Annotated in this window: 12 protein-coding genes, 4 tRNA genes and 1 rRNA gene; 3 read left to right on the top strand and 14 right to left on the bottom strand. The window is 49.0% G+C overall.

Features of this window, described 5'->3' with window-relative positions:
- Positions 1 to 102 precede the first annotated feature (102 nt).
- Positions 103 to 1,635: ribosomal RNA gene (locus FIU82_RS06110) — 16S ribosomal RNA — on the bottom strand.
- 708 nt (positions 1,636 to 2,343) lie between these two features.
- Here FIU82_RS06110 and FIU82_RS06105 point away from each other — a divergent pair.
- Positions 2,344 to 3,756, top strand: coding sequence for a sodium:alanine symporter family protein (locus FIU82_RS06105; protein ID WP_152440605.1), 1,413 nt, complete (start codon positions 2,344 to 2,346; stop codon positions 3,754 to 3,756).
- Between the two features lie 46 nt (positions 3,757 to 3,802).
- Here FIU82_RS06105 and FIU82_RS06100 read toward each other — a convergent pair whose 3' ends face one another.
- The 5 genes from FIU82_RS06100 to FIU82_RS06080 all read right to left on the bottom strand — a co-directional run bounded on the left by FIU82_RS06100 (position 3,803) and on the right by FIU82_RS06080 (position 4,849).
- On the bottom strand, positions 3,803 to 4,339 hold the full coding sequence (locus FIU82_RS06100) for a hypothetical protein (protein WP_152440604.1): 537 nt from the start codon (positions 4,337 to 4,339) through the stop codon (positions 3,803 to 3,805).
- Between the two features lie 71 nt (positions 4,340 to 4,410).
- Positions 4,411 to 4,484, bottom strand: a tRNA-Cys gene (locus FIU82_RS06095).
- Positions 4,485 to 4,517: 33 nt separating this feature from the next.
- Positions 4,518 to 4,593 (bottom strand) — tRNA-Gly (locus tag FIU82_RS06090).
- Positions 4,594 to 4,648: 55 nt separating this feature from the next.
- Positions 4,649 to 4,735 (bottom strand) — tRNA-Leu (locus tag FIU82_RS06085).
- 38 nt (positions 4,736 to 4,773) lie between these two features.
- Positions 4,774 to 4,849 (bottom strand) — tRNA-Gly (locus FIU82_RS06080).
- A gap of 615 nt (positions 4,850 to 5,464) precedes the next feature.
- On the opposite strand from FIU82_RS06080, the gene FIU82_RS06075 reads away from it, so the two are divergent.
- Together FIU82_RS06075 and FIU82_RS06070 are read left to right on the top strand one after the other, a co-directional pair.
- Entirely contained in the window at positions 5,465 to 5,920 is a 456-nt protein-coding gene (locus FIU82_RS06075) for a hypothetical protein (protein WP_172972712.1), read from the top strand.
- Positions 5,920 to 6,135, top strand: a complete 216-nt coding sequence (locus FIU82_RS06070; RefSeq protein ID WP_152440603.1) for a hypothetical protein — start codon at positions 5,920 to 5,922, stop codon at positions 6,133 to 6,135. The genes FIU82_RS06075 and FIU82_RS06070 overlap by 1 nt, the downstream gene beginning before the upstream one ends.
- 88 nt (positions 6,136 to 6,223) lie before the next feature.
- On the opposite strand, the gene FIU82_RS06065 is transcribed toward FIU82_RS06070, so the two are convergent.
- From FIU82_RS06065 to FIU82_RS06030, 8 genes are all read right to left on the bottom strand, one after another.
- On the bottom strand, positions 6,224 to 6,556 hold the full coding sequence (locus tag FIU82_RS06065) for a hypothetical protein (protein ID WP_152440602.1): 333 nt from the start codon (positions 6,554 to 6,556) through the stop codon (positions 6,224 to 6,226).
- A gap of 160 nt (positions 6,557 to 6,716) precedes the next feature.
- Positions 6,717 to 7,691 (bottom strand): site-specific integrase, encoded by a 975-nt coding sequence (locus tag FIU82_RS06060; protein WP_152440601.1) that lies wholly within the window; start codon positions 7,689 to 7,691, stop codon positions 6,717 to 6,719.
- A gap of 14 nt (positions 7,692 to 7,705) precedes the next feature.
- Complete coding sequence (locus FIU82_RS06055) at positions 7,706 to 8,080, bottom strand: MarR family winged helix-turn-helix transcriptional regulator (protein ID WP_152440600.1); 375 nt, start codon at positions 8,078 to 8,080, stop codon at positions 7,706 to 7,708.
- Between the two features lie 28 nt (positions 8,081 to 8,108).
- The gene (locus tag FIU82_RS06050) at positions 8,109 to 8,438 is read right to left on the bottom strand and encodes a hypothetical protein (protein WP_152440599.1); all 330 of its coding nucleotides are present in this window, start codon (positions 8,436 to 8,438) and stop codon (positions 8,109 to 8,111) included.
- A gap of 365 nt (positions 8,439 to 8,803) precedes the next feature.
- Positions 8,804 to 9,046 carry a hypothetical protein gene (locus FIU82_RS06045; protein WP_152440598.1) on the bottom strand — a complete coding sequence of 81 codons (243 nt, stop codon included), beginning with the start codon at positions 9,044 to 9,046 and terminating at the stop codon, positions 8,804 to 8,806.
- A 66-nt stretch (positions 9,047 to 9,112) separates the two neighbouring features.
- Positions 9,113 to 9,538, bottom strand: coding sequence for a hypothetical protein (locus FIU82_RS06040; protein ID WP_152440597.1), 426 nt, complete (start codon positions 9,536 to 9,538; stop codon positions 9,113 to 9,115).
- Positions 9,538 to 11,394 (bottom strand): hypothetical protein, encoded by a 1,857-nt coding sequence (locus FIU82_RS06035; RefSeq protein WP_152440596.1) that lies wholly within the window; start codon positions 11,392 to 11,394, stop codon positions 9,538 to 9,540. Before FIU82_RS06035 ends, FIU82_RS06040 begins: the two co-directional genes overlap by 1 nt.
- The gene (locus FIU82_RS06030; protein WP_152440595.1) at positions 11,394 to 11,912 is read right to left on the bottom strand and encodes a hypothetical protein; all 519 of its coding nucleotides are present in this window, start codon (positions 11,910 to 11,912) and stop codon (positions 11,394 to 11,396) included. The genes FIU82_RS06035 and FIU82_RS06030 overlap by 1 nt, the downstream gene beginning before the upstream one ends.
- Between the last annotated feature and the right edge of the window lie 222 nt (positions 11,913 to 12,134).

Here is a 12,134-nt window from a genome sequence, read left to right as displayed (position 1 = left end):
CAGCTTTCCAAATTGTTAAAGAGCAAATATTACCTACCCGCCTTGGCAAGTAAGTAACAATCATCTGTGTGGACACTGCGAACAAATTCGTTCTAAATCGTATAAGGAGGTGATCCAGCCCCAGGTTCCCCTAGGGCTACCTTGTTACGACTTCACCCCAGTCATGAATCACTCCGTGGTGATCGCCCTCCCGAAGGTTAGGCTAACCACTTCTGGAGCAACCCACTCCCATGGTGTGACGGGCGGTGTGTACAAGGCCCGGGAACGTATTCACCGCGACATTCTGATTCGCGATTACTAGCGATTCCGACTTCATGGAGTCGAGTTGCAGACTCCAATCCGGACTACGACGCACTTTAAGTGATTCGCTCACCCTCGCAGGCTCGCAGCACTCTGTATGCGCCATTGTAGCACGTGTGTAGCCCTACACGTAAGGGCCATGATGACTTGACGTCGTCCCCACCTTCCTCCGGTTTATCACCGGCAGTCTCCTTAGAGTTCCCGACCGAATCGCTGGCAACTAAGGATAGGGGTTGCGCTCGTTGCGGGACTTAACCCAACATCTCACAACACGAGCTGACGACAGCCATGCAGCACCTGTCTCAGAGCTCCCGAAGGCACCAATCTATCTCTAGAAAGTTCTCTGGATGTCAAGTGTAGGTAAGGTTCTTCGCGTTGCATCGAATTAAACCACATGCTCCACCGCTTGTGCGGGCCCCCGTCAATTCATTTGAGTTTTAACCTTGCGGCCGTACTCCCCAGGCGGTCTACTTAATGCGTTTGCTTTGGAAAACAGCTCCGAAAAGCCGAGCTCCTAGTAGACATCGTTTACGGCGTGGACTACCAGGGTATCTAATCCTGTTTGCTCCCCACGCTTTCGTACATGAGCGTCAGTGTTGACCCAGGTGGCTGCCTTCGCCATCGGTATTCCTTCAGATCTCTACGCATTTCACCGCTACACCTGAAATTCTACCACCCTCTATCACACTCTAGCCTGCCAGTTCGAAATGCAGTTCCCAGGTTAAGCCCGGGGCTTTCACATCTCGCTTAACAAACCGCCTGCGTACGCTTTACGCCCAGTAATTCCGATTAACGCTCGCACCCTCCGTATTACCGCGGCTGCTGGCACGGAGTTAGCCGGTGCTTCTTCTGCAAGTAACGTCACAGATGTAAGGTATTAACTTACACCCTTTCCTCCTTGCTGAAAGTGCTTTACAACCCGAAGGCCTTCTTCACACACGCGGCATGGCTGCATCAGGCTTGCGCCCATTGTGCAATATTCCCCACTGCTGCCTCCCGTAGGAGTCTGGGCCGTGTCTCAGTCCCAGTGTGGCTGATCATCCTCTCAAACCAGCTAGGGATCGTCGCCTTGGTGAGCCATTACCTCACCAACTAGCTAATCCCACTTGGGCCAATCTAAAGGCGAGAGCCGAAGCCCCCTTTGGTCCGTAGACATTATGCGGTATTAGCCGTCGTTTCCAACGGTTGTCCCCCACCTCAAGGCATGTTCCCAAGCATTACTCACCCGTCCGCCGCTCGTCATCTTCTAGCAAGCTAGAAATGTTACCGCTCGACTTGCATGTGTTAGGCCTGCCGCCAGCGTTCAATCTGAGCCATGATCAAACTCTTCAATTAAAAGTTTTTTTATTCTCTACCTAATGAAAGGCGAAGAATCATGCTCAATGAATACTGATTTTGATATCTGTCGATATCGAATTGACTGTGCGTTATTACTTTCACTTTTAAAAAAGTAAAATCAAAACAGCTCGAGGCTGAATCTTTTAATAACCTATGGTCACTCAGTTCAATTGAGACTCTAAATTTGTTTGCTTTATCTAGCGAACTAGAATCGGCTGTTAGAACTCAATCTGTACGAGTGCCCACACAGATGATTGCTTCATATTTTTAAAGAACGTTTTAGGCTTTCGCCTCGGAAGCTTTGCCCCCGTTCAGGGCTGCGCATTATACGCTTTCCTGATTTTGTGTCAACACTTAATTTTAAGTTTTTTAATTCGCTTTAAACTAAGTTTTATTTGACTCTCTAACACTGCGTTTAGCTCGTTATCCGTTGCTGTCTGCCGTGTCAGTGGGAGCGCATTATAGGGAGAAACAAAATCAACGCAACCCCTTTTTTAAATAAAACAGCAAAAAATATTACCTCAAGACACTCCCCACAACTTAACCACCACTTACCCACAAAAATCTGTGGATAACCCTGCTTTTCGAACATAAACTAACCGATTATGTGGCTCTTTTATCTATATACCCTAATTCACTAAAAATCTCGCGACCTATGTGCTAGATTGCCGCGCTATTCTCATACTAACTAAAGGTACACGTGTTATGACCGAAATCGCTAATACTATTAGCGGCCTTATTTGGGGGCATGTGCTGGTATATTTGCTAATCGCTGCTGGCCTATTCTTTACTGTGCGATTGGGCTTTATTCAATTTAGAGACTTTGGCCATACTTTTAAGGTTATGTTTAACAGCCGTCAAGGCGCGCAAGGTGGGATATCCTCATTCCAAGCATTTTGTACGTCACTTGCTGCACGCGTTGGCACCGGCAATATGGCCGGGGTGGGTGTTGCTCTGTATTTAGGTGGTCCCGGTGCGATATTTTGGATGTGGCTTATTGCTTTAATTGGTATGGCCACAAGTTTTGCCGAAAGCACATTAGCCCAAGCGTATAAAGTGAAGGATGAACACGGCAATTTTCGTGGTGGTCCGGCCTACTACATGGAAAAAGGCTTGGGTAAACGCTGGATGGGCGTTGCTTTTTCATTATGCTTAATTCTTGCGTTTGGTCTGGTATTCAATGCCGTACAAGCAAACTCTATTGCGGCGGCTTTTAATGAGGCCTTTGCTATCCCCAATTACGTTGTCGGCATCGCCTTAGTTATCGGTTCTGGCTTTGTGATATTCGGTGGCTTAAAAACCATTGCTCGCTTTGCAGAATTGGTTGTGCCCTTTATGGCACTGGCTTACTTAATGCTAGCACTATATGTGTGTGCGGTTAATCTTGAGCAGCTTCCTCAGGTCTTTATGGTTGTTATCAACCATGCGTTTGGTATTGAGCAAGCCGGAGCGGGTGCCATTGGCTATGGAGTTATGCAGGCGATGATCCAAGGCATAAAACGCGGCTTATTCTCTAACGAAGCAGGTATGGGTAGTGCGGCTAATGCTGCGGCAACAGCTACCCCCAATCCACCGCACCCTGCATCCCAAGGTTACGTGCAAATGTTAGGGGTGTTTATCGATACTATAGTGATCTGCTCCGCCACCGCCGCGCTTATATTGCTCTCAGGGCAGCTGGCCCCAGGCTCTGGCTTGACTGGGATCGCTCTTACACAAAATGCTTTAGTTACACACGTTGGTGAATGGGGCGCTATTTTTGTAGCCGTTGCCATCTTATTTTTTGCCTTTACTTCCATTGTTGCAAATTACTCTTACGCAGAAACTAACCTGTTATTTTTGGAACATAATCACGAGAAAGGTATGCTGATTTTCCGCGCCTTGGTATTGGCTATGGTGATGTTTGGTTCTTTAGGTGAGATAAAGCTCGTATGGACCCTCGCCGATATCTCAATGGGGATGATGGCCATTATTAATGTCATTGCATTGTTTATGCTTTCGGGCGTCGTGATTTGGCTGAGTAAGGATTACCAACAACAACGAAAACAAGGTGTCGTACCCACCTTTGATAAAAACAAACACCCCAAGTTAGCACAAGAAGTCGACCCCGACTCTTGGTAAAAACGCTTGGTAACAAAAAAGGAGCTTCACGCTCCTTTTTTTGTATTTAAGGCAGCTGTGCCCCTAGTTTTGCTAGTGCTATTTTTAGCTCAGCAACTATTTCGTCAGTGCTTTGCATAGAAAGCTCATTCAGCGAGCCGATCAGTGCACTGTTTTGCTCATAGCTGGTTGCTACTATTGCTAAGTTATTTGTATCAACGATGCGCGAAGTGATCTCAACTTGATGGAAAGCTTGAGAGCGATTGGCATGATTGCTAGTCACCTCGCCCTCTATCACACCGTCCGCGTTCACCTTTTTAGCCAGTTCAAAAAGCGCTTCTCGCGGGTGTTGCTCATATTGCTCTTGCAAATCATGCTGTTTAAGCAGCATATTGACGTTGTAACTAGGGATAACAGTGATCCCAGCGAGCGTGCTCAATTGGTAATCTACACGCTTGCTTACTGTGCGCTCGCTACTGTCTCCGCTAAATGGCGCAACGCTCACAGTATGCCACTGCTGCTGCTCATAACGTGGGTTAAATTTAACTGCGGTGCACGAGCACAACAAGACAATACTAGGAAAAAGTAGGAATATCCGTTTCACTTGTATAACGGCCATGACATTAAACTGAATGCCAATATACAAAATACCTGTAAGTAAAAAGGGATTTATTATGGAGGCGGAACCCGGAGTCGAACCGAGGTAGACGGATTTGCAATCCGCTGCATAGCCACTCTGCCATTCCGCCGTAGAGATATGATTTTAGCATGTTATTAAGAATTGGAGCGAGTAACGAGGTTCGAACTCGTGACCTCAACCTTGGCAAGGTTGCGCTCTACCAGCTGAGCTATACTCGCAATTCTAAATATATAAGTTCCACCTTATACTCATTGCCGAAGCAATGCGAGAAAATGGTGCCCGGGGCCGGACTTGAACCGGCACGCTGTTACCAGCGAGGGATTTTAAATCCCTTGTGTCTACCAATTCCACCACCCGGGCGGATGGCTGACATGCTGTCATGCACACGTTAAGTAGATTGGAGCGAGTAACGAGGTTCGAACTCGTGACCTCAACCTTGGCAAGGTTGCGCTCTACCAGCTGAGCTATACTCGCAATCCTAACTGTATAAGAGCTAACTTATACTCATTGCCGAAGCAATGTTAGCAAATGGTGCCCGGGGCCGGACTTGAACCGGCACGCTGTTACCAGCGAGGGATTTTAAATCCTTTAAGATGGGTTCACCTTACGTAAAATCAATGACTTAGCGAAGGCAATGGTCCCACCTATGGGCACTTTGGGCACATTTTAGGGCACAGGGCACAGGACCCGGACCCAAAACAACACGCCTCAATTGCTGTTCCCGTGTGTCTTTGGAACGCTGCGAATAGTACAGAGGGCGGGGATCTCCGTCAAGGGATAATTTACAGAAATACATCAGGATCTTACCGTTCGATTAAACTTTATACATGGCTAAATATCCCTTGGATTGGGCCTTTATCCCCTTGGGAGACACTTTCTCGATGTATATCAATCGGTTAGCTCGGGCACAGGGTCCCCGGGCCTCGGGCACAATTTAGGGCACAGGGCACAGCCCTAACGAATGCCCCCCTTTACTCCCACTCAAATAGACTCTGTGTCTACAGGTTGTACTAGTAAGTGATACAAGAATTTGCTATCAATAAAAAATAGACAAGGCCGAAGTCGGGCCAATAAAGCAAAGGGAAAATTATGGAAAGTGTAGAATTGCTAGAAGATGTCCTATTGGAAACAGGTAGTATTAATCGATTTTTCGGGCGTAAAATACCCGTAGACTTATGGAGAGCAAAAAAGATAAAGAGTAAGGAGCCTCTGTTTAATTTAGTCGAAACTGAAATAGAACGTAAAAGAGGCGCTCCAAGAAAGCCGGATATAACAATTAGAAATGATAGAGTACTTGTGAGGGATAGACCTAGAGGGATAAGTACTTTTGATAAACCTAACACTTTTAAGGGTCAATGGGAGTATTATAAACTACCCGCAGGGACTTTATTACCGAAAGGACTAGTTATAGTGAGAGACTCCTATAACCCAGTGTTTGATGCAACCCACCATACCATAGCCCCTGAAAGAGATATGTCCCTCGCAAAATTCAAGCTCTTACTTAATGAGCTGGCAAACATGGTTGAGAAAGACGAGGTAGCGTGATGCAAGTAAAAGACGAGTGGCTGGCAACCATCTTATGCGCCCTGAATGATTCAATAAAGTACAATGATACGCTGAGGAATAGCGAGACAGTCTCAGATGTTGAAGAAGTGGAGGAATGGATGATGCAGATTTTTGAGTGTAAAGAGTACTTACAAGAAGAAATTGGCAAAAATCCCGAACTCCTAAAAACACTGGAGAAGCACTTTAAGATTTAAACATAAGTATCGGAGAGACTGCTTCTCTGGAGGAGGGCCTCAGTGTGCCGAGCCTTTGCCCTATCAACTCAATTCGAGGAGGTGAGCCTTAAAGGCCCACACGTTCCAGTAACTCGCTGTATTCGCCCGTGAAGTCCAGCTTACGGGCCATCTTTGAGATCTGCCCTGCGGTGTGGTCCATATCCTTAATGGTGTACATGATTTCCTCTTTCAGTTCCTTGATGGTGTCGCCGATAGCCTCGTAGGTGTCCATTTCGATATGAGCGTCTGAGCCGCCCTCGTCGTCCCATAGCACGCTAAAAGTTGCTGCGAAGCCTCGGTATTTGGACCCCTTAACTAGGACCGTGAAGCCTTTCACCTCAGCGACCATTAGTCCGCCGTTTTCTTCGATTTCAGTCGCTTTGATTTCAGATAGTGCCATTTTTATAACTCCTCGTTTGTTCATATCGTCCCACTCGTGGGCTGCTGTGGTGTACTATATGATCCCACGCGTGGGACGTCAACACCAAAGGGATAAAAAGGCACAAAAAAAATAAAAAAAAGGGAGGCCATTAAGGCCCCCCTGTGGAGTGTTCTAGTTGTTAAGCTTCTTTTTCGAGTATATCGAGGCCCCCTGCGAGGGCTTCCGGGTTCAAATGAGCGTAACGCATTGTTGTTGATATTGTCTTATGTCCCATCCAGTCCTTGACCCTGCGGAGGTCCATTCCGCCTTGTACGAGACGGCTCGCGCACGTATGGCGGCAACTGTGAGGAACGAACTCCGGGTCGCTGGTGTGGCCCATAAGGTCCCGAACGCGGTCCCACTGGTCATTAACCATGTTTTGCGTTAAGCCGTTCCACTTGAGAACGTGTTCCCTCGCCCGACGGGTCAACGGGATAAGTCGATGGGTCCCGCCCTTCTTGGTGTCCAAGTAGACGCCCTTTTCGGTTATGTCCCGTGGTTCGATAGCGAGAGCCTCGGAGACACGCGCCCCGGTGTCTAACATAAAGATAACCAAGGAACGGAGACGATAGCGCTCGAGCTGCTCGGCTATCTTTAAGAAGCGAGCCTCCTCGAACTCCGTTAAGTACCGTATGCGGCCTTGACGTTCTTTCGTTTGTTTTAACCCTCCGGGCTTCTTATCGAGCCATCCTAGCTCACTGACGGCGAAAGAGAACATTTTCGAGAGGGCCGCCTTCTTACGGTTGACGGTTGACTCCGAGTTCCCTAACTCCCGGCACTTGTCCCAAGCTTCCGAAAGTTTCTCGGCGGTTATGTCTGCGGGACTCACTTCCCACCAGTCCATTAAGTCGAGAACAAGCTCGGCGTTGCGGCGCGGCTTTGAGTCCATACTCCGCCATACTGCGGTGCGTACACGAAGGTAAAGGTCTTTCATTGTAACCTTATTTCGTGCCCCGTCGATCCCACTCGTGGGATCTTTACCGCCTAAAAAATCGAGCCTAATCTTTTTCTCAAGCTCGACCGCTTCTTCGTAAGTTTTAACAGTCCGGCGGAAGCGCTGGCCCTTATGGGTAACGCTCACACGGAAAGAGTCTCCTCGTGGAGAAATAGCCATAGTGACCCCCTTGCTTATCCTGCAATTAGTTTTTGAACTTGGTCTATGAAGGAATGACCCTCGCGGGTTAAATAAAGACTGTGGCGACGGATGTCTTTAGGGTCCGTGCGCTTTTCGACAAGACGTCCGGGGAGCTTGTGGACCTTCGGATCTGGTGCGTCCTTTTGGTTGCCTCGCTTGGCTCGCTCCCCACATAAAAATAATACATGACGACTAAAGGCTGACTTCGAGATGCCGTGCTTCTTCGCAAGGGCGACCGCCCCCTCGCCTTCGTCCGTGGCGATTAATAGCAAGATTTCCCAAGTACGGAAGTCCATCTCGTACTCTTGGAATAGTCGCGCCGCTTTAAGTTGTCCTTTCAGGGTTTCGCGAAAGTCTCGTCTAGTCATCCTTTAATTCCTCGAATTACTTTTTGATTCACAACGCCTTGGCGGTGAGTCGGTCAAGTAATAAAGTCGCGTTTATGTCGCTTGCGTTCCTTAGCTTGCCGACGTAAAGGCCGCCCCGGCCTAAGTCTATATAAGGATTCCCTTTAATGAGAATAGACGCTTTGCTCTGTTTTTTAGTGTCTACCTCTTGCCACTCGTAACGATATACGGCTAAAGGGTTGAGTCCTTTTAAATCATTCTTTAATGCGCCCCACAGTAGATCCGGGAGAGTTTCCTCTAGACCGGACGCTTCGACTAGGTCCTCGCGAAAGAGGAGATCGTCTTCGCAGTGTAGGCAATGCGGACAAGTACAAACCATGTTAAACAACTCCATATAACAGGCTTATGGCTCCGCCGCTGGGATTGTCTCTCGCATGAGATAATCCCGAACGTGGGAAACAATAAGCGTAATCTTAGCCCCTGTCAAGACTTTTCTATCTTAACTATTCGAAAAACGAAAAACGGAAAAACCCAAGACGGATCGACCTCAAAGGTAAGCCGTTCGTCTTAGGGGTCGCTAATATCCATTAAGGCGGCGTATAAGTCAAGACTCAAAGAAGATCAAAGACTTAGGTTAATTTACTGTACACCCGTACAGGTTAACGTAAATGATTGTAAACGATGGATTTTTTAAAGAACGTGAGACATATCGCACAAACCAAAAAGGCTATTACTTACGCGTCCCTACTCGTCCCACTCAATAGAGTTATAGCAATGGTTTGACTCAAAAGGTAAGAAGATCAAGTCGATACAGTCAGCGGCGACGCTCCAAAAGAACGAACCACGGAGGCGACCCTTACCCGCTCGTGAGGAGATAGTCTCGTCGGGCTTGCCGCCTATAAGAACGTTCGCTAGTTGGTCGATAGAGATTAATAGTCGGAATAATTGAAGCCATAGCGCCGCTAGGACGCGCTTTAGTGTTGTCATCGTGTGTTTCCTTAAGTGCATAAAAAAGGGAGCGCTAAGGCTCCCCTGTGGTGGTTTACTGGTGGGTTATTCACGGACCTTGATGGTAAGTCCGTCGAATGAGAACTTAGTCTCGTCAGGAGCTAGATCGATGTTGACCTCCTCCTCGGTGACGCGCCATCGGCCCGAGGTCCATTCCCCTAAAGTGAGGACGGCGACGCCCGAGACGAACACCACGTCGACGATCCGAGGACTCGTCCCCATTTGTCCAGCCAAAGGGAGCGCGAACTCACCATCGATCGGGAGGTCGTTCCCCTCGGCGTCCGTAATGTGTATTTCAAACTCGACGACCGACCCAGCTTTAAACGAAACGACATTCGTAGGCGCTTCTATGGGTAGCCTGATTGGGTCCCCTGTCTCGGGGACTAGATCAATACGACGTACCTCGAGGACTGGGCGGGAGGTTTGCTCCTCTGGGGTAATCGGGTCGCGGGGTAAAGTGTTAATAGGCATTAATCCACCTCAATTTTACTAGAGATTTGCATGTCGGGTGCGCCGTTCTTGGCAGTCATACCGAAAAACCCGGCGCTCACTACGTCGGTTAGTTCGTATACTATATGGGCATGATCCGACTGCCGTGTCACCTGTCCGCCCGCCAGTGGCATGCCTTCCGCATAGAGAGCAAAGTCCATGATGGAATCACTCGAAGGGTTAGCCCCGCGATAACCGAAAGTTGCCCGAAGGGTTTCCTCGTGGAATGCTATCGCATAGCCGCCCCTCACTCGAGGGTAGTCAGTCGTAAAGACTTGCCAATTAGCAATAGACGAGACGTCATTCGTTGACATACTACGCACGCGGTTCATTAGACTGTCGGCTGATCGTTTCTTAACGGCGTATTCCTCTGATACCGCGTACACGTTACCGTAATGCTTACCGGGGACGAGCGCCTCGCCTTTGATTAACGGAGTGGTGAGCCATACTTTAGAGGTTGACTCTGTGTCGTCTTCTTTAAGAGTACCCACGGGGATCGGCGCGTAGCCCGGGATAAGGTTTCCTATAGTGAATAGGCCCCCAATCATGAAGTAACAACACCCCGAGCTAACGGTCCAGTCAGACGAACGTAACCCGTGGGCGAAGCCCTCCTCCGTGAAGGTGAGCGGAAAGGATAGGCCTCCCGGTGCTTTCACTTCCTGATAGGTCTCCGGGCGGATCTTATAGGTCTCCGGCTCAAACTCGATGACCATCAAGTTCTTGTCCTTGTGGGCGAGGATCTTTCCGTCAATAACAGTATAAGACCACGCAGACCCGTTTACGGCTTGTTCCGGGCTAGTCTTAGGCTTAACAGACTGTGAAACTTTGTGCGTTAAACTTTGTGTTACTGGATCGTACTCGACGACACGCCAGCCTAATACGTCACCCAGTAGGACGGAAACGTTAGCGAATACATTCTCGCTTAACTTAATCATAGGACCGAACTCGAAGAACGTGGTCCCCGGGAACGTCCCCACGATGTCAAACCCTGTCCCATTCCAAGAGGCTAAGCGCGGGATACTATCGTCGTTAACCAAAAAGTTACCATCGGAAAGAGGGGCCAAAAGGCCAAAACTCCGTGAGTTGGGAGTCTCGGGACAGAGGTTAGTCCATGTATTAAAGGGCGTGGGCGCTTCGACCTGTAAACGAGTAAGGTCGTCAAGTTGATAAATATCCACAATGGCGGTTTCAGTGGCACGCGGCGGGAAGACAACGGCGACTTTACCTCCGCCTATGTCAATAATCGAGGCCGTTCTATGGGCACGTATCTGATCGGACCCGGTTCCGTCTTGGGTCGACTGGGAGACTGTGAAGTCCTGGGCTACAGGATCGTATTCAAGTTTCAACACGCGGTAATTGTGGTAGGTCGTGTAGCCACTGTAAATAGCTAACCATGTAGTCGCATTAACACGCGTAAGGCCGTTTATCTCACGGTTACTATAACGCTCTGCGTCAGCCCAAGTGAGATCGGTAGAGCCGATCCATTCGGTGCGTTGCGTGGTCGCATGGTGGCGATAACGGTTTAATTGCGTTGCAGCTACCGGCCCGCCGTTATTATCCCCGTCCGTGAAAAAGAAGACATTACCGTCGTCGGTTAATATTGAAAATTGACTCATTGCGGAAGTATAGAAGGGGATACCATCACCATAACTATAACCATTCGAGCCTTGTAGCTCGGGCGTGGCTAACGCTGCCGGGAGGTAATTCCCTGTTAGAGGGTCCAAGAAGACCCGCTCCCCCGCTTTCCCTTTATAACCCGGGAAGGGTTTCGGGGCCGTAATAGTCACAGCCTCAAGACCGCCACTGTCGACGACCTGCTTGTCTAAATAATCCGCCATTACTTGATCCTTAATTCTGTGGTGCTAATAGCTCGGAAAGTAAAAGAGTTACCCGGAGAGATACCGAAACGGTCGCCTTGCTGTACGGTTCTTTTCTTACCCTTGAGGGCGAGATCGGCGCGGCTTTTCACGTAGACGACGCCCTCGGACGCGTTCTCAATGGTGAACCAAAAGCCCGGGGAAATAGAGGACTTAAAGGCGTCCGTTCGGAACTCAATCGCGGGGACTGTCGCGAGGAGTAGGTCTCCGTGTTTAACGTCCCGTGAAGTGGTGACAGACTCGAAGACCAAGTCCCCGGCGACTATCGCTTCGGCTTGGTCCTTGAGACCCTCGACGTCTGTCTTAAGCTGGGCCGTTTGGTCGCGGACTTGTTCGGTCGCAACCTTGACGGCTTGGGTCTCTTGCTTTATCTGTGCGGTGTCGGCTTTTAACTGAGCCGTATCGCCCGCGTGTTGGCTCATTTGGTTGAGCTTGGAGATATAATCCTTATCCCCTGCGGAGAACGTTACAACGCCCATTTTTAAACCTCTCTGATTTTACATTGTGTTTCATACCGGGAAGCCTCCGCTTTGAGGCTGGGGATCTCGGTGAACTTAGCCGCGAAGGAATAGTCCCTCTCGATCGTGCCCCCGACGTTAGGTCGTAGGGAGATAAAGAAGTCCCGGTGTTTTGAGACGATGCGAGTCAACTCCGCGAAGCTCGCCCGGTCTCCCGGTGTGAGGTGCGTAAGGTTGAATGAC

Source organism: Pseudoalteromonas sp. THAF3 (assembly GCF_009363775.1).
Lineage (GTDB): Bacteria > Pseudomonadota > Gammaproteobacteria > Enterobacterales > Alteromonadaceae > Pseudoalteromonas > Pseudoalteromonas ruthenica.
The sequence above is the reverse complement of the archived record's forward strand: the minus strand, read 5'-3'. Positions and strand labels throughout refer to the sequence as shown.

Bases quoted from the DNA above. Each gene is read 5' to 3' on its own strand.
- FIU82_RS06105 (WP_152440605.1), top strand. From the start codon at position 2,344: ATGACCGAAATCGCTAATACTATTAGCGGCCTTATTTGGGGGCATGTG.
- FIU82_RS06075 (WP_172972712.1), top strand. From the start codon at position 5,465: ATGGAAAGTGTAGAATTGCTAGAAGATGTCCTATTGGAAACAGGTAGT.
- FIU82_RS06070 (WP_152440603.1), top strand. From the start codon at position 5,920: ATGCAAGTAAAAGACGAGTGGCTGGCAACCATCTTATGCGCCCTGAAT.
- FIU82_RS06065 (WP_152440602.1), bottom strand. From the start codon at position 6,556: ATGGCACTATCTGAAATCAAAGCGACTGAAATCGAAGAAAACGGCGGA.
- FIU82_RS06060 (WP_152440601.1), bottom strand. From the start codon at position 7,691: ATGGCTATTTCTCCACGAGGAGACTCTTTCCGTGTGAGCGTTACCCAT.
- FIU82_RS06055 (WP_152440600.1), bottom strand. From the start codon at position 8,080: ATGACTAGACGAGACTTTCGCGAAACCCTGAAAGGACAACTTAAAGCG.
- FIU82_RS06050 (WP_152440599.1), bottom strand. From the start codon at position 8,438: ATGGTTTGTACTTGTCCGCATTGCCTACACTGCGAAGACGATCTCCTC.
- FIU82_RS06045 (WP_152440598.1), bottom strand. From the start codon at position 9,046: ATGACAACACTAAAGCGCGTCCTAGCGGCGCTATGGCTTCAATTATTC.
- FIU82_RS06040 (WP_152440597.1), bottom strand. From the start codon at position 9,538: ATGCCTATTAACACTTTACCCCGCGACCCGATTACCCCAGAGGAGCAA.
- FIU82_RS06035 (WP_152440596.1), bottom strand. From the start codon at position 11,394: ATGGCGGATTATTTAGACAAGCAGGTCGTCGACAGTGGCGGTCTTGAG.
- FIU82_RS06030 (WP_152440595.1), bottom strand. From the start codon at position 11,912: ATGGGCGTTGTAACGTTCTCCGCAGGGGATAAGGATTATATCTCCAAG.